Annotated in this window: 10 protein-coding genes; 2 read left to right on the top strand and 8 right to left on the bottom strand. The window is 60.0% G+C overall.

Features of this window, described 5'->3' with window-relative positions:
• Positions 1-6: 6 nt before the first annotated feature.
• From EIC84_RS12530 to EIC84_RS12510, 5 genes are all read right to left on the bottom strand, one after another.
• Positions 7-1,404 (bottom strand): HAMP domain-containing sensor histidine kinase, encoded by a 1,398-nt coding sequence (locus EIC84_RS12530; RefSeq protein ID WP_003065318.1) that lies wholly within the window; start codon positions 1,402-1,404, stop codon positions 7-9.
• A complete protein-coding gene (locus tag EIC84_RS12525; protein ID WP_003065317.1) occupies positions 1,404-2,108 on the bottom strand; it encodes a response regulator transcription factor in 705 nt (234 codons plus the stop codon). The genes EIC84_RS12530 and EIC84_RS12525 overlap by 1 nt, the downstream gene beginning before the upstream one ends.
• A gap of 122 nt (positions 2,109-2,230) precedes the next feature.
• Complete coding sequence (locus tag EIC84_RS12520) at positions 2,231-3,526, bottom strand: TolC family protein (protein WP_003065316.1); 1,296 nt, start codon at positions 3,524-3,526, stop codon at positions 2,231-2,233.
• The gene (locus tag EIC84_RS12515) at positions 3,504-6,617 is read right to left on the bottom strand and encodes an efflux RND transporter permease subunit (RefSeq protein ID WP_003065314.1); all 3,114 of its coding nucleotides are present in this window, start codon (positions 6,615-6,617) and stop codon (positions 3,504-3,506) included. The genes EIC84_RS12520 and EIC84_RS12515 overlap by 23 nt, the downstream gene beginning before the upstream one ends.
• A gap of 20 nt (positions 6,618-6,637) precedes the next feature.
• On the bottom strand, positions 6,638-7,801 hold the full coding sequence (locus tag EIC84_RS12510; RefSeq protein ID WP_034347924.1) for an efflux RND transporter periplasmic adaptor subunit: 1,164 nt from the start codon (positions 7,799-7,801) through the stop codon (positions 6,638-6,640).
• Positions 7,802-8,824: 1,023 nt separating this feature from the next.
• Here EIC84_RS12510 and dinG point away from each other — a divergent pair.
• On the top strand, positions 8,825-10,996 hold the full coding sequence (dinG, locus tag EIC84_RS12505; RefSeq protein WP_003065309.1) for an ATP-dependent DNA helicase DinG: 2,172 nt from the start codon (positions 8,825-8,827) through the stop codon (positions 10,994-10,996).
• A 1,467-nt stretch (positions 10,997-12,463) separates the two neighbouring features.
• Here dinG and EIC84_RS12500 read toward each other — a convergent pair.
• Together EIC84_RS12500 and EIC84_RS12495 are read right to left on the bottom strand one after the other, a co-directional pair.
• The gene (locus tag EIC84_RS12500; protein WP_034362061.1) at positions 12,464-13,027 is read right to left on the bottom strand and encodes an acyloxyacyl hydrolase; all 564 of its coding nucleotides are present in this window, start codon (positions 13,025-13,027) and stop codon (positions 12,464-12,466) included.
• Positions 13,028-13,244: 217 nt separating this feature from the next.
• Positions 13,245-13,799, bottom strand: coding sequence for a Spy/CpxP family protein refolding chaperone (locus EIC84_RS12495; RefSeq protein ID WP_003065306.1), 555 nt, complete (start codon positions 13,797-13,799; stop codon positions 13,245-13,247).
• Between the two features lie 262 nt (positions 13,800-14,061).
• Between EIC84_RS12495 and EIC84_RS12490 the strand changes: the two genes are divergently transcribed.
• Positions 14,062-15,099, top strand: coding sequence for a recombination-associated protein RdgC (locus tag EIC84_RS12490; protein WP_003065303.1), 1,038 nt, complete (start codon positions 14,062-14,064; stop codon positions 15,097-15,099).
• A 163-nt stretch (positions 15,100-15,262) separates the two neighbouring features.
• On the opposite strand, the gene EIC84_RS12485 is transcribed toward EIC84_RS12490, so the two are convergent.
• Positions 15,263-16,450 carry an acetyl-CoA C-acyltransferase family protein gene (locus EIC84_RS12485; RefSeq protein ID WP_003065301.1) on the bottom strand — a complete coding sequence of 396 codons (1,188 nt, stop codon included), beginning with the start codon at positions 16,448-16,450 and terminating at the stop codon, positions 15,263-15,265.
• Between the last annotated feature and the right edge of the window lie 4 nt (positions 16,451-16,454).

Raw genomic sequence — 16,454 nt, 5'->3', positions numbered from 1 at the left:
AGCGCTTCAGACATCGGCCACAGCAGGCAGCCAGATGCGCGCCACCATGCCCGGATTGGCGTTGTGAAAACTGAGCTTGCCGCCATGCAGCTGGACAATGGCCAGCACGCTGGCCAGGCCCAGTCCGTAGCCTGGGCGATCCGATTCTGCGCGATAGAAACGGGTGGTCATTTTCTCCAGGGTCTGAGGATCTGCGCCCGGTCCCTGGTCCTGCACGGTGATCTCCACCCCCCATGCGCCATCGCTGCCCTGCTCCTGCGCCGGGGCCGCACGCAACAGCACGTCAGCGCCATGAACATCATCGGATGATGCTCCGTATTTAATAGCATTATCGACAAGATTGGAGACGGCACTGGCCAACAAGTCACCATCGCCCAGGGCCTGAACGCCTTGCTGCACATCCAGCCTGAGAATGCCGCCGGCGTCTTCCACCAGCGGCTCGTAGAAGTCCACCACATCGACCAGCAAGGCCTGCAGGTCAACCGGCGCAAAGCTCTTGCGGCTGGCTCCGCTTTCCACTTCGGCAATCTGCAAAAGCTTCTCGAACACCACACCGAGTTCAGCGACTTCTTCGGCCACCAGCGCCAGCGTGGCGGACTGCATTTCGGGGCTGGCCTGCTGCGCGTTGCGCAGGCGCAGCAGGATGCGCGTCAGCGGCGTTCTGAGATTGTGCGCAATGCTGTTGGAGACATGACGTATGCCTTCCATCAACTGCTCGAGCCGATCGAGCATGGAGTTGATATCGCGGTTGAGCAGCGTGAATTCATCACCGCGCTGATCGACCGGAATGCGCTGGCGCAAATCGCCCGCTGCAACGCGCGACATGGTGTTGCGAATGGCTGCCGCGCGCTCATCCACCACACGCCTGAAGACCATGGCACCTATCAGGGCCATGATGCAGGCTGCAACGGCCGCCAGCAAGCTGGCCTGACCGAACAGCTCCTCCATGTCGCGCTGCAGCTGCATGTCGCTGCCTACGGCCAGCAGATTGCCATTGGGCATTTCGACCACGGCAACCCGACCCACCATCAGCCGCCCGTTGCGCTTCACGGTCAGCTCGCGCACGCCCATGATGCTGAGCTTGCGCGGAGGATAGACCTCGGCGTTGCTGACAATGGTCTCGCCCTGCGGGTTCATGAGAATGAGGATTTCCGTGTCGGTATTCACACCGTCACGAATGGTCTGCAATATCTCGCTTTCCAGTGCTCCAGGGCCGTATTTGGCTGAGTGCTCGGTCAGTCTGCGCACATGGTTTTCGGCCTGCTTGTCGAGCCTCACCCGCACCACGCCCACGGTCTGCACATAGAAGACGGCCAGCACAATGGCCATGGTCAGAACCAGGAGGCCGCCATAGCTGAGAGCCAGCCTGAAGGCCAGCGAACTCCAGGGTCTGGAGCGCATCATCAGACCACCTCGGGCAGGTCTTGCGGCTGGTCCGAAAGGCTGTAGCCCACACCGCGCACGGTATGGATGAGAGGCGTGGCAAAGCCTTTGTCCACCTTGCTGCGCAGGCGGCTGATGTGCACGTCGATCACATTGGTCTGCGGATCGAAGCGGTAATCCCAGACCGACTCCAGCAGCATGGTGCGCGTGACGATCTGGTGCGCGTGCTGCATGAGGAACGCCAGCAGGCGGAACTCGCGCGGCTGCAGCGACAGCGGCTGGCCGGCGCGCTCTGCGCTGCGCGAAATCAGGTTGACGCGCAGATCGGCCACCTGCATCTCGCGCGTGGGAGCCGGGATCTGGGCGCGGCGCACCAGGGCTTCGAGCCTTGCCGATAGCTCGGAAAATGCAAAGGGCTTGGTCAGATAGTCATCGCAGCCGGCCTTGAGCCCGCGCACTCTCTCGTCCGTGGCAGACAAGGCACTGAGCACCAGCACCGGCGTCTGTTTTCCCATGGAGCGCAGTGTCTGCAGAATCTGCAGCCCGTCAAAGCCATTGGGCAACATGCGGTCGAGGATGATGACATCCCAGTTCTCGCCAACGGCCTGTGCAATACCTTGCACGCCGTCACCGCAGACGCTGACATGCGCGCCTTGCTGGCGCAACCCTTCAGCGATGTAACGCGCGTTGAGCGCATCGTCTTCGATGATGAGGTAGCGGTACATGCTGAGTCTGTCTCTGGCCGTTGGTGGACAGACACTATAAGCCGTTGCCTCCACCTTCGCAGCCGGCGATGCAGCAGCATCAGGAGGTGGTACAGGGGTTTGTGCCATCTCCCTCGCCTCGCTCAAGGCTGCACCTGTGGCAGATCACCGCTGGCCAGACGCACTTCCCATTCCGCATCCAGCATGTCCTTGACCAGCTCCAGATGCTCCAGCCTGTGCTCGGTGATCGAGCCCAGTGCATCGATCAGCTCCAGAATCGTGCCCTTGCCCAGCTTGTAGGCGTCTTGTGCCATCTGGTGCAGCGGCGCAATCTGCGCCAGCCCTTCCTTCTCGTAGTCGCGCACGGCCGTTCGGCGCAGCGACAGCTGCTGCAGGGCGCGCTGCAACTCGGACTGGGCGGCAAGCACAGCCGCATCGCGGCGCAGCTCGGCCTGATCGGCCTCGACCTTGGCGCGCTCGATGGGGCCTTGACGGCGGTCGAACAGCGGGATCTCCACGCTCACGCCCACCTGGTTGAAACTGCCGTCCACGCTGTTGCGAATGCGGGCCAGACCAAAGGATGGCGTGGGCAATGCTTCACGCTGCTCCAGCTTGATTTTCTGGCGCGACCTGTCGAGCTCGGCCTGCGCGGCACGCAGACTCGGCAACTGGTTCTGCGCCTGGTTCCACAGCTGCTCGTAGCTGGCTGCCTTGCGAATGTCAGTGGCCTGCAGGCTGCCTTCCACACGCACCTGCCATTGCGGCAAGGCGGCAATGCTGGCCACGCGTGATGCAGCATCCCGCAAGGCGGCCTGGGCCTTGCTGACCTGCATGCTCATCTGTGCCTGTTGCAGGTTAAGGCGCGCGCCGTCATAGCGGCTGCGCGTGCCTGCCTCGATCTGGCCCTTGACGATGTTGCCGGCCTTCTCCAGCTCATCACGGGCAGCCAACCACACCTGATAGCGCTGCTGGGCCACCAGCAGCTCATTGAAGGCATGGGCTGCATCGCTCATGGTGACGGCGACTGCGACATCTGCATTGGCCGCGGCGGCCTTCTCGCCCAGCCTGGCGTTCTCGATGCGCATGCCGCGCTGGCCGAAGATGGGGACGGCCTGCTCCACACCCCATTCCTTTTCTCCGCGCTTGCTGGAGTAGTGCATGGCGGGATTGGGTATGGTGGCAGCCGTCTTGCTGTCTGCCTTGGCCAGATCCAGCTGCATGCGATCTGCCGCCAGATTGGGCTGGTTCTGCACGACGATGCGCAGATATTCCTGCAGGGTCACAGGCTGTGCAGGGGCCGCCAGACGGCCCGCTGCAGCATTGCTCTGTGCGGCTGCATCCATAGCCTCGGCAGCATGGCCTGTGCCGCTGAAAGCGCCGCAGCACAGTGCTGCGGCCATGGCCAGAGAGTGCCACTTATTCATCTTGAGCGCTTTCATCACGTTCTTCCTGCGTCAACATGCTCTTGGGGCCCAGCAAGGCATACAGCACGGGCAGCAACACCAGCGCCACCAGTGGCAGAACCACCATGCCGCCGACAATGACCGAGGCAAAGGGGCGCTGGGTTTCGCTACCCACGCCGGTAGACAGTGCCATAGGCAGCAGGCCCAGCAGCGCCAGCAACGCCACCAGAATGATGGAGCGCATGCGCTCGGCTGCACCTTCGATCAGCGCCTGCATCAAGGGCATGCCCTGGCGGCGCAAATCCTCGACCGCAGAGACCACCAGCAAGCCCGCCAGGGCCACCTGCCCCAGCAAGGCGATAAAGCCGATTGCCGCACTGATGGACAGTTCGATGTGTGCCAGATGCAAGGCTGCGATGCCACCCACCATGGCGAACGGCGCGCACAACAGGATGATGCCGGCGCTGCGGGCCTGACCCAGCGCGCCAAACAGCAGGGCATAGACGATGACCAGAGACAGCGGCACCACCACCTTCAGGCGTGCAGCCGCACGCTGCTGGTTCTCCCACTCGCCGCCCCAGACGGCCTGGTAGCCTTCGGGCAGCTTCACGTTCTGCTTGAAGGTGGCCAGCGTGTCCTTCACCACCGAGCCGATGTCGCGGCCTTCCACGTTGAACTTGAGCGCCATATAGCGCGCATTGCCTTCGCGGAAGATGGAGGAGTTGCCGATCTTCATGCTGACCGTACCTACCGATCCCAGGGGGACCGAACCACCATCGGGCAGCGGTATGGCGATGTTGCGAATGCGCTCTTCGTCCATGCGGTCCACATAGGGCAGACGCACGCGCACCGGTACGGGGAATTCACCTTCCCACAGAGTGGTGGCCACATTGCCTGCCAGGGCCACTTCCAGCGTCTTTTGCGCGTCTTCCATGGCGATGCCCTGGCGTGCCAGGGCCTGGCGATCGAACTGCACATGCACCTGCGGTGCCGGAGCATCGCGATACAGGTCCAGGTCAACCACTCCGTCGATGCCTTTCACCAGCGACTTGGTCTGCTGAAGAATGCCGCGCAGGGTGGGAATATCGGGGCCGAACAGCTTGAGTACCACCTGGCCGCGCGCCCCCGATGTGGACTCTTCCACGCTGTCGCGAATGGGCTGCGCAAAGTTGAAGGCCACGCCGGGGATTTCACCCAGCGTCGCACGCATTTCCTCGATCAGCGCGGGCTTGGTCAAGCCCTTGCGCCAATCGCCATGAGGCTTGAGGCGCACCAGCACCTTGGCCAGATTGAGCGTCTCGTTGTCGGTTCCCGATTCGGGGCGTCCCTGCTCCGTGGTAACGGTGATCACCTCGGGGAAGACCTTGAGACGCAGACGCACATCGCGCAGCACTTCCTGGCCTTTTTCCAGCGAGATGGAGGCAGGCATCTGTACCAGCACATAGGCATCGCCCTCATCGAGCTCGGGCAGGAACTCGGTGCCCAGCCATTTGGCTGAAACCCCGGCCACCACCAGCACGCTCACGAACACGGCAATCACAGCCATGCGGCGCTTGGCGGCGCCCAGCACCTTGGCGATCCAGTGCTGGTAGCCATGATGCGCGCGGTCGAAGATCTTGGGCTCTTCCACCATCACATGCTTGGGCTTGAGCATCAGGGCGCACAGCGCGGGCACCAGCCCCATGGCAAACACCAGCGCACCCAGCAGGGCAAAGCTGTAGGTCATGGCCAGCGGGCGGAAGATGCGGCCTTCGATGCTCTGCAGCGAGAACACGGGAATCAGCGCCGCAATCACGATGGCCATGGCGAACAGCGTGGGCTTGGCCACAGCAACGGCCGAATCCACAATGATGTGGCGCATGTCGTTCGCCGTCTGCGGCTTTCGCTGGCGTGCATTGCGGATGATGTTCTCGGCCAGCACCACGGCACCGTCCACCATGATGCCGAAGTCGATGGCTCCCATGGAGATCAGATTGGCGGGCATGCCCAGCCAGTGCAGGCCGATGAAGGCCACCAGCAGCGACAGCGGAATCACGGTGGCCACGATCAGCGAGCCACGCAGGCTGCGCAGGAACAGCCACAGCACGGCCACGATCAGCGTGGCCCCGAACAGCAGGTTGTGCTGCACGGTCTTGAGCGTATGGCCCACCAGATCGGAGCGGTCATAGTTGGTGACCATGTGCATGCCTTCAGGCAGGCCGCCACTGTTGAGCTCATCGACCTTGGCATGAATGTCATCGAGCACGATGGAAGGGTTGGCGCCGCGCTTGAGCAGCACAATGCCCTGCACCACATCGTTCTGGTCGTCCATGCCCACCGAGCCCTGACGCGGCGTATGCGACTGCGCGACACGCGCCACGTCACCGATGGTCACGGGAGCCTTGCCACGCATGGCAACGACCACATCCTGAATCTCCTGCGGATTGCGCAACAGGCCGATACCGCGAATGATGAAGGACTGTTCGCCGCGGCGCATCAGGCCACCACCGACGTTGCGGTTGGACTTGGAAAGTGCATCGCTCACATCGTCCAGCGACAGACCCAGGCTGTAGAGCTTCTCGGGGTCCACTTCAACGTGGAACTCCTTGACGAAGCCGCCAATGCTCACCACGTCGGCCACGCCCTGCACCTGCTTGAGCACGCGCACCACATGCCATTCCTGCTCGGTGCGCAGCTGCGCCAGAGTGTGCCTGTCGCTTTGCAGGCGATAGTAGAAAATCTTGCCCAGCGGCGTGTAGTCAGGCGCCATTTCAGGCGTCACGCCGTTGGGCAGATCCGCCTGCGGCAGACGCTGCGAAACCTCGGCGCGCGCGGTGAAACTTTTCGCGTCGTCGTTGAAGACCAGGTTGATCATGGAGAGACCGAAATAGCTCTCCGAACGCAGCGATATCAGACCCGGCGTGCCGTTGAGCTCGCGCTCCAGCGGCTGGGTGATCTGGCGCTCCACCTCTTCAGGAGCCAGGCCAGGAGCCTGGGTGATCACGCCGACCTGCACATTGGTCACGTCAGGATAGGCTTCGATGGCCGTCTGCAGATAGGCGTAGACGCCATAGATGGCAATCGCCAGCGTGGCGCACAGCGCCAGCAGCCGGCGATGGACGACAAATGCAATAAATGAACGCAGCATGGTTCAGACTCCTGCCGGGACTACAGCAGCTGACTGGCCGCGCCGTCGAGCAGCAGGCCACCACGCACCACGATCTTCTCACCGACCTTGAGGCCGCTGATCACCGGCACCATGCCGCGCGATGGACGCCCCAGCGTCACCACGCGTGCCTCGAACTGGTTGTTCTCATGCTGCACATAGACCACGCTGCGGCTCTCATCCTTGATGAGCACGGCAGTGACGGGAATCAGCATCTCCTGCAGATTCGACAACTGCACACCCACCTTGGCCTGCATGCCGGGACGCAGCACCGGGTTCTGTTCGCTCAGCTCCACCACCACGGCAGCGCGGCGCGACTCCTTGTCCAGCGTAGCCCCCAGATGACGGACCGTGCCCTTGATCGGCTTGGGCAGCTGCGGTACCTCGACCTGTACGGAACTGCCCAGACGAATGCCTGGCAGATCGGACTCGAACACCTCAGCGACCACATTCATGGCCTGGGGATCGCCAATCATGAACAGCGCCGCTCCCGGCTCGGCAGCGGTACCCACCACGGCCTTGCGCTCGGCCACGATGCCGGCGCGCGGTGCGCGCAGCTCGATCCGATCGCCGCCACCGGAGCCCAGCAGCGCTGCCGTGCCCTGTGCACGACCAAGCTCCTGCGAGGTTTCACGCAGCTTGGCCTGCGCGGCACGCAGATCGACTTCCACGCCCACGCCCTTGTCCACCATGGTCTGCTGGCGCTGGGCTTCCACCACAGCCACGTCGTGTGCAGTCTTGGCCGCAGCCACGTCATAGCGGGTGCGCAGTGCATCGGGGCTGACCAGCGTCGCCAGCAAATCACCGGCCTTGACCATATCGCCCACATGCGCATTGACAGCCACGACACGCGCCGATAACGGCACTGCAACCGAAGCCACACGATCCTCGACAAATGCCACGTGCGCAGGAGCCCAGGCCATCTGCACCCCTTGCGGATCGGCCACGGGCGCGATCTCCAGCATCTTCACGGATTCCGGCTTGACCTGAATAAAGCCTTTGGGCAGCTGCGCAACCGGTTTCTTCGCTTCCTCGGTGGCCTTGGAGGCATCACAGCCACCCAACAGACCCGCCACGGCAATGGCCGCAGCCACCACCGGCAGTCTTGCCCATGTCCAGTTTGGTAAATGTGCCGCTCCCGGCAGTCCCACAAGGCTTTTGTTCATCGTTCACCCTTTTCCATGACTGGCAAGTGACGAGCTGGTCCGCGGCTTCACTTGCAGTGATGCCACCATGCTAGGAACAGCCCCCAGCTGCGTGGATGACACACGCATTACGGTTTGGTAAGACCGAACACAGGCACACAGGCACGAGAACGACCAGAGAGCAGCCGGGCCAGGGCTGAACAGGGAAATCAGCCTGCAGACTTGATGAATTGCCCGTTTTTCAGGCAATTCATTGACTGCATCTGTCAATTGCTCAAAAAACAGGCATTTTTCATGTATTTTTTCATACATGAGTATTAAAAGTAGCCAAAAATCGTGACCTAAGCCAAGGCCACGCCTCATATCTGAATTCCTCAGAAAACACGATCAATCCATTGATAAGCAATGGATATCTACTATTAAAAGTAGAGCTTTGAAGTTATCCACGCAGTGGATAGATTGCGCCCCTCCCTCCTCTGCACCACGGATTTCAACAGAAATGACCGCTCTGGCATACAAACCAGCGGTATGACCGTCATCAGTGGAAAATTCAGAGCCTGAATGCCTTCAGAAGCAGATCCGTCGAACCTGTGGATAAACCGAGAACTCCATACCCTGCAAGAGCGATGTAAGCCATGGACAAACTTACTCACAGCGCTTGAAAACTATGCAGATCCCGAAAAACATCAGCAGTATCGAAATCTAGAAAAAGTTTTTTATTCATAAAAATTTAACAACCATATCCACAGACATGAATACATGGTTGTCTCCAGGATATGTACAGGCCAATTCTCGGATCTCCCTGTGGATAAGTTTCTTGGTAACTACCATGGACGGAATCCACAACTACAATGAACAAGTCACATACAAGTGGTGGAAAAGTTTCATTGAAACCGCCCACTGGATACAAGCGCAGAACATACAAACTCCCCTGTTTTGTATGCCGTATCACATAAGAAATTCAATCTTATTTGATACATATCTCTGTACGAATACTTATAAAACGCCAAAGCACAGCGTCTTTGCGTCTCAAAAAACGCTGAAATGCATGAAAAAAAGTGGGCTGAAGAGGCCCTGAATTCCTTTGATGCCGTGGTCGGGGCCATGCCGGGGTTTCGCAGTCGTGATGGACAGCGAAAAATGGCGGCCCAGATCGCGCAAACGCTGAGTCAGGCCCAGCTCGGAAAAGTCGATGAAGGCGAGCCGGAACCGCGTCGTGCCATCGCTGTCGTGCAAGCCGGAACCGGGGTCGGAAAATCGCTGGCCTACAGCATTCCGGCCATTCGCATGGCGCTGTCACGCGGCACGCGCGTGCTGATCTCCACAGCCACGGTGGCGCTGCAGGAACAGCTGGTGAACAAGGATTTGCCGGCCCTGGCGCAAAAGCTGGACCAGCCATTCAAATTCGCACTGGCCAAGGGGCGTGGCCGCTTTGTCTGCAAACTCAAGCTGGAACGTCTGGCGAGCACGGGGGAAGCACAGGACGAGATGGACGATCTGTTTGGCGATGAGCAGGGCCAGACCAAGTTCAGCCGTCCTCAGCATGAACTGCAGGCCCGCATGCAGTTCTACAAATCCATGGCCGATGCGCTGGCCACGGAGGCCTGGAACGGCGACCGCGATTCGCTGGAGACCCCGCCTGAGGCCGAGGCCTGGAGCCCCGTGGCAGCCGAGTCCTCTTCATGCACCGGAAAGCACTGCCCAGCCTTCGGCAACTGCGTCTATTACGAACGCCGCAAAGACCTGGTGGCGGCGCAAGTCATTGTCGCCAATCATGATTTGCTGCTTTCCTCGCTGGGCTCCAAGCTGCTGCCCGAGCTGGACAATTGCCTGCTCGTGCTCGATGAGGCCCACCACCTGCCCTCTACGGCTCTGGACCAGTTTGCCGGCGAGATGGATCTGAGCCGCCTGGGCTGGATCGACAAGCTGGCCAGCCGTGCGCTGCGCGTGAACCAGGTCGCCGAAGTCGAGGAACTGGCCGACGTGCCCAAGCATGCGGGTCAGCTGCGCCAGCAGATGCAGGAGCTGGCGCGGCTGGTCATGGAGCACTACGGAGAGACTCTCAAATCGCAGAAAGACAGCTATGGGCCAGCCAGGGTACGGGCACCCCGCGGAATGCTGCCAGAGGCCCTTCTGGAGCCTCTGGGACAGATTGCGCACCATGCCGACGGCTTTCTGGATGCGCTGCGTGCCGTCTCCAAGGCTCTGCGTGCCGAAATCAAGGAACAACCCGAGGAAGCACAGCGCCTGTCCACCGTCTATGCGCAGGTAGGCGCCCTGGCGCCCAGGCTGGAAGCCATCTTCAACACCACGCAATTGCTGCTGCAGAACAACGAGAGCGATGGCGACGGCAAGATGGTGCCCCATGCCAAGTGGTTCACGCTGGAGATGGACGGCGAGTTCATCGTGGTCAAGGCCCATGCCAGCCCCATACAGCCCGGATCCACCCTGCGCCAGCACCTGTGGTCGCAGGTACGCGGTGCGGTGCTGACATCCGCCACGCTGACCAGCTGCGGCCACTTCGACTTCTTTCTGCGCGAAGCGGGGCTGACCAATGACGCCTCTGTCACCACGCTGGAAGTGCCCAGCCCATTCGACTATGCGCGCCAGGGCACGCTGGTGGCCCGTGAAACGGCCTCAGACCCGCGCGAAGCCGCCCGCTTTACCGAGGAGATGGTCGAGGCCCTGTTGAACGATCTGAGCCGCATAGAGGCCGGCGCACTGGTCCTGTTCACATCCCGCGAGCAGATGCGCCAGGCCGTGGACGCGCTTTCCACCAGCATGCGCAACCAGGTGCTGGTGCAGACCGCCCTGCCCCGCCAGACTCTGCTGGCACGCCATCGTGAGGCCGTGGCGATGGGCGAGCCCTCCATCATCTTCGGCATGCAGTCCTTTGGCGAAGGACTGGACCTGCCCGGAGCGCTCTGCGAGTCCCTGTTCATCACCAAGCTGCCCTTTGCTCCGCCCGATGACCCTGTTGGCGAGGCAAGAGCCGAATGGCTGCGCAGCAGCGGCCGCAACCCCTTCAACGAGCTGGTGGTGCCGGCCACGGCCATTCGCCTGGCCCAGTGGGTAGGCCGTGCCATCCGGACCGAGGAAGACCAGGCCCATGTGTACTGCTATGACCGCCGCCTGACGGGCACCAGCTACGGCCAATTGCTCATCAAGGGCCTGCCGCCCTTCACGCTGCAACGGCGCCCTGTTTCAATGCCTTGACGTCCTGAGCGAAGCGCGCCTTTCACACTGCTGATCCAAGGCCGTTTCGCTGCTCTTTTGCGCCATTCCTGAGGCAGGTTTTCAGCGCTCCAGGCCTTTGCAGCATGGCTCTTTTCTGCACTGCTGCAGCGCCCTTCCTGCGCACTTTCGCTCAGTCCCGGTGCACTCCGCGCAGTTGTAATTTTTCTAACAGTTGCCGGGCAATGCGAGACGGCATCCGTCTTGCAGGACTGGCAACCCGCAAGGTCTTGCCCGAAGCGGCGCAGCCGGGCAGGTGCGCTGTCGACCTCATGGCTGTTGAGCAACTCAGGATTTCAGACCTGTCGGTGTTGGCGGGTGCCGCACTTTCCCAGCGCTTGCCACATCTGGGCCGAGTCTTGCTTCACCGACAAGCGAAAAGTTCTTTTAAAACAATGATCTATAGATCATTGAATTTTTTTGAATGAGCAGGGCGCAATCATGGCTGATATCGATTGCACGCACTTCTGGCCAGTTTCCCCCAGCTGTTCATAACATTCTGTGGATAACAGTCGCTTCAAAGACTCTTGGACGGGAATTTATCCCCACCTCCAATCATTGAGGAGGCGCATCTTACGCCAATTTTTCGAGATCTGGCGCGTCAATTTTCCCAAAGCCCTTTTTTTCTGGACTTCCCTCTGAATCAAAGGGATTGGAGCACCTGATCAGCCGCAATTCTGCATGGGTCTGACTCTTTCCAGCGGCTTCACCTTCAGTTGTTCTTTAGAAGTTTTATAAAAATATAGTCGTAGTAGTAAGACTTGGCACCTGCTGTTGATAACTTCTAAAACTCAAGGTAAATCAAGCATCTTGTGTGATGACAAACATGGAGACAAATGACGGTTGCTGCTGTCCTTGATTCATGAACAACTTTGGCTTCTTCCATATTTTTGTGGAAAACATGAAAGTTGATAGGTTGTTATCCACAGAAATTCATTTACTCGTTGATTGTCAATAAACACTCTGTATCTATTGATATATATGAGTTTTTAGCTACTATTTTTATAGTGAACAACTGATGAAGCCATGCTTGAGCACATCGGATATCGAGGGTGTGATGTAGCAAGAACTTCTTGAAGCCGACCTGATCGACCTCCTTTTTTATTCAGTCCATGTCCGATTGCTGTGTAAACTTCGACCAAAGTTGTTATTTCTAGTCTTATCTTTTTACTTAGTAGTAATAGTAAGTAGTCCACTTAATTGTTGATAAGTGTTTTTGATCATTAAAAATCAATAACTTACGTTTTATAAAAGTCTGTGGCCTGACATGGGCTGCCGATGTCCTTGATTTGGGAACAACTTTTCAGAAGCCAGCCTGTCTGTGGAAAACAGAAAATTTCCATGTCTTTTATCACCATGTTTATTCACAGGTCGTGCGACTGCTGCAAAGCATGAAAAAAGCCGCCCGTTGGGCGGCCAGGTCGACCCGGATGGCGCTGCCCCGGGAATTCAGAAGTGGCGTGCGTATCGCAGTTGAAGAAAGTTCTCTCCCGGATTGGGGCGCTTGATGCCTGCATTGGACTGGTGCTCGAAGCGCAGGCTGATCTCGTTTTTCAGTTGCTCGCCAAACAGGTAGCCGATGCCTATATGGCTGGCAAAGTTGTAGCGGGTCGAAAATTCCTTGTGATCGGTGATGAAGCGGTGGTTGATGGCATAGCTCACGCCCAGGCCGGCTTGGAGGAACCAGGGAGACTGGCCTTGAGAGGGGCGCCAGCGTAATGTGGGTTGTGCTCCCAGAACCCAGGTTGAACGATTGCCGCCCTGATAGTCGGCCGACCAGCGGCTGACAGAGAGATCCCAGTAACCCGTCATTCGACCCGAGCCAAGGGCGTAGCTCCAGTTCCAGGGGAGGATGACGCCGCCCGTCCAGCTGTCGGTGCTGTGCTCCGCCGAGCCGTATTGCAGATAGAGGGCGCTGCTCGAGGATTGCACAGGCTGTGCATGAAGCATGGGGCTTGCCAGGCCGATCAGCATGGGGACTACAAGATTTGTTGCTAATTGCAGTTTTTTCATGTCAATTGCCATCTAAATGCTTGAAATCTGGTCGCGATATCGATACTACGACAATGCCTTGATTTCGCTCCCTCTGTGGATATGAATTTAGAAGCTTGTGAATAAATGTTCTGTCGGCAAGCGCTTGCGTTGGTAGTCAGCCAATTGATATCGAAATGAAAAAAGCCCCCGGTCATGACGACCGGGGGCTTTTATGGAGAAGGCGATTGAACTCGGCTTACTTTGCCGCAGGGGCAGGAGCTGCGGGACGCTCTTGGCCGGGTTTGCCGCCATGGTGGCCATGATGGTGCTCACCGCGCTGGTGATGCATGTGCAGGGTGGCTGCATCGAAGGTCTTTTTCTGCTCGGCATTGAGCTGGGCGTAGAAGGCCTTGGTGGCTTCGGCACGGCGGTCCATTTCCGCCATGCGCTTGCCGCGCATTTCACGCATCTTGTCGATGCGCTCGGGCGTGGTCAGCTTGGCAAAGGCTTCGCGGTCGCCGGGGGCAGGGCGCTCACCGGGTTTCATGGCTTGCGTGTAGGTGGTCCAGGCAGCTTGCTGCGCAGGCGTCAGCTTCAGATCGGCCTTGAGTTTTTCCATGCGCTGCTTCATATGCTCCATGCGGTCGCCGCGCTTGTCACCACGCTGGTGCTTGTGCGGCTCGGGTGCTTTTTGAGCTGCAGCAGGCTGCTCAGCGGGGGGAGTAGTCTGGGCAAAGCTGGGCAGGCTCAGCGAGGCGAGCAGGGCGGTTGCAACAGCGGCGCCGGTCAATGTCTGGCGAAAGCGGGTCATGTCTGTTTCCTTTTCGGTTGAAGTGGAAGAAGTGGCCGCCTGGTCTTGCTCCTGAATGGGCATTCGGTAGCGGATGACTGAAGTGTGGACCCCCCATGTTTCTGAGACGTGAGGTTTTGCAGCCGCTCTGTAAAGATTTGATAAGTTTGAGTGGCTGCGACTGCGCAACAATGCATGCATGGGCTGCATTGGCGGCCGATTTTTTTCCGCGAGATCCAGCTGCAGGAGCTGGCGACGATTGAAGGTTTAGCAAAGGTTTTTGATGTTCAAGAACATGATTGTTTATCGCATTGCCGAGAGCTGGCAGGGCGATCTGCAGCAGCTCGAAGATGCGCTGCAAAAGACGGTGTTTGAGGAGTGCGGCGCGACCCAGGAGCGTTCCGTGGGCTGGGTGCCGCCGCGCGGCGAGGCCCATGGCCCGCTGGCGGAAAGCGTGGCCGGCCAGTGGGTGATGCGCTTCATGAGCGAGTCCAAGATGCTGCCGGCCAGCGTGCTCAACCGCAAGGTCAACGAGAAGGCCGAGCACATCGAAAAGACCGAGGGCCGCAAGCCCGGCAAGAAGGAAAAGAAAGAGCTCAAGGACGAGGCCAAGCTGGACCTGCTGCCCATGGCCTTCACCAAGCAGGGAGCCATGTGGGTCTGGATCGATGCGCAGGCGCGCACGCTGGTGCTCGATACCAGTGCGCAAGGTCGTGCCGACGAGATCGTGACTCTGCTGGTGGAAGGCCTGCCCGGCTTTGCATTGGCGCTGCTGGATACGCAAACCAGTCCGCAGGCTGCCATGGCGCACTGGCTGATGACGCAGGAGCCGCCCGCAGGTTTTTCCATAGACCGCGAGTGCGAGCTCAAGGCCGCCGATGAGTCCAAGGCCGTGGTGCGCTATGCGCGCCACCCGCTCGATATCGACGAGGTGCGCCAGCACATCGAGCATGGCAAGTTGCCGACCAAGCTGGCCATGACCTGGGATGACCGCGTGAGCTTTGTGCTCAGCGAAGGTCTGCAGATCAAGAAGATCGCGTTGCTTGACGCAGTGATGGACGGCAACAGCCAGGACGATGGCGGTTTCGATACCGATGTGGCGATTGCCACGGGCGAGCTCTCGCGCCTGATTCCCGATCTGATCGAGGCGCTGGGCGGGGAAGGGCGCACGGGCCTGGGCGACGGCCTGCCTGCATCGCTGTCGTCGGCTCCTGCCGCAGAAACCCTGCCCGTGCGTCTGGCACAGGGGCGGAGCCAGGGGACGGTCACCGGGCCGGCCACGGCGCCCGCCGATACGGCCCCGGAAGAGGCACCGTTTTGACGCTATGGATGATGTAGCTGTCTGCGCTTTACAGGCAATGAATTCAGTATTTATTAATGCTGAAATCAAGCACTAGCAAGCGCAAGAAGCTATCAAAAAAGGCCTGCCAGAGCGATCTGGCAGGCCTTTTTCATGGGCGTATTAGACGCCTGGAATATGTGCTTCAGACGCGTTCGAAAATCGCGGCGATACCCTGGCCGCCACCGATGCACATGGTCACCAGCGCATAGCGGCCGCCAGTGCGCTGCAGCTCGTAGAGCGCCTTGGTGGTGATGATGGCGCCGGTCGCACCCACGGGGTGGCCCAGGGAGATGCCGGAGCCGCTGGGGTTTACCTTGGCAGGGTCCAGAGCCAGCTCCTGAATCACGGCGCAGGCCTGGGCGGCGAAGGCTTCGTTGGCTTCGATCACGTCTATCTGCTCAATCTTCAGGCCGGTGCGTGCCAGCACCTTCTGCGTGGCAGGGACCGGGCCGATGCCCATGTATGCGGGATCGACGCCGGCGTGGGCGTAGCCGACCAGACGGGCAATGGGCTTGGCGCCGGAAGACTTCAGGGCCTGCTCGCTCATCATCAGCACGGCAGCTGCGCCGTCGTTGATGCCGGAGGCGTTGCCGGCAGTGACCGTGCCGCCTTCCTTCTTGAACGCGGGCTTCATGCCGGCCAGGGTGTCCAGCGTGGTGGCGGCGCGCACATGCTCGTCGGTGTCGAACAGCACCACGCCCTTGCGGCTGGCAATTTCCACGGGAACGATCTGCTCCTTGAAGCGGCCGGCCTCGATGGCGGCAGCGGCGCGTTGCTGGCTGATGACGGCCAGCTCGTCCTGCATCACGCGGCTGATCTTGTAGCGCTCGGCCACGTTTTCAGCAGTGATGCCCATATGCATTTTTTGCCAGGGGTCGTGCAGGATGCCCAGCATGTAGTCGATGCTCTTGGCATCGCCCATGCGTGCGCCCCAGCGCGCGGCTATGTCGAAGTAGGGGCCACGGCTCATGGATTCGGAGCCGGCGCCAATGGCCACTTCGCAGTCGCCCAGCGCAATCGATTGAGCTGCCGAGACGATGGCCTGCAGGCCAGAGCCGCACAGGCGGTTGACGTTGTAGGCCGGGGTTTCGATGGAGCAGCCGGCGTCCACGGCCGCCACGCGGGACAGGTAGGCGTCGCGCGTGTCGGTGGGGATGACGTTGCCCATCACCACATGACCCACAGTGTCGGCAGCGATGCCGGCACGCGCAATGGCGGCCTTGACCACGGTGGTGGCCAGCTGGGCGTTGGGAACGTCCTTGAGGCTGCCGCCAAAAGTGCCGATGGCCGTGCGCGCGGCGCTGACAACGAAGATGTCTCTGGTGCTCATGGTT

It is taken from the genome of Comamonas sp. A23 (assembly GCF_004522605.1).
GTDB lineage: Bacteria > Pseudomonadota > Gammaproteobacteria > Burkholderiales > Burkholderiaceae_C > Comamonas > Comamonas thiooxydans.
This window is presented reverse-complemented; position numbering and strand designations above follow the sequence as displayed.

Coding starts and splice junctions, on each gene's coding strand:
- EIC84_RS12525 (WP_003065317.1), bottom strand. CDS start 2,108: ATGTACCGCTACCTCATCATCGAAGACGATGCGCTCAACGCGCGTTAC.
- EIC84_RS12530 (WP_003065318.1), bottom strand. CDS start 1,404: ATGATGCGCTCCAGACCCTGGAGTTCGCTGGCCTTCAGGCTGGCTCTC.
- EIC84_RS12520 (WP_003065316.1), bottom strand. CDS start 3,526: ATGAAAGCGCTCAAGATGAATAAGTGGCACTCTCTGGCCATGGCCGCA.
- dinG (WP_003065309.1), top strand. CDS start 8,825: ATGCATGAAAAAAAGTGGGCTGAAGAGGCCCTGAATTCCTTTGATGCC.
- EIC84_RS12495 (WP_003065306.1), bottom strand. CDS start 13,799: ATGACCCGCTTTCGCCAGACATTGACCGGCGCCGCTGTTGCAACCGCC.
- EIC84_RS12515 (WP_003065314.1), bottom strand. CDS start 6,617: ATGCTGCGTTCATTTATTGCATTTGTCGTCCATCGCCGGCTGCTGGCG.
- EIC84_RS12510 (WP_034347924.1), bottom strand. CDS start 7,801: ATGAACAAAAGCCTTGTGGGACTGCCGGGAGCGGCACATTTACCAAAC.
- EIC84_RS12490 (WP_003065303.1), top strand. CDS start 14,062: ATGTTCAAGAACATGATTGTTTATCGCATTGCCGAGAGCTGGCAGGGC.
- EIC84_RS12485 (WP_003065301.1), bottom strand. CDS start 16,450: ATGAGCACCAGAGACATCTTCGTTGTCAGCGCCGCGCGCACGGCCATC.
- EIC84_RS12500 (WP_034362061.1), bottom strand. CDS start 13,027: ATGAAAAAACTGCAATTAGCAACAAATCTTGTAGTCCCCATGCTGATC.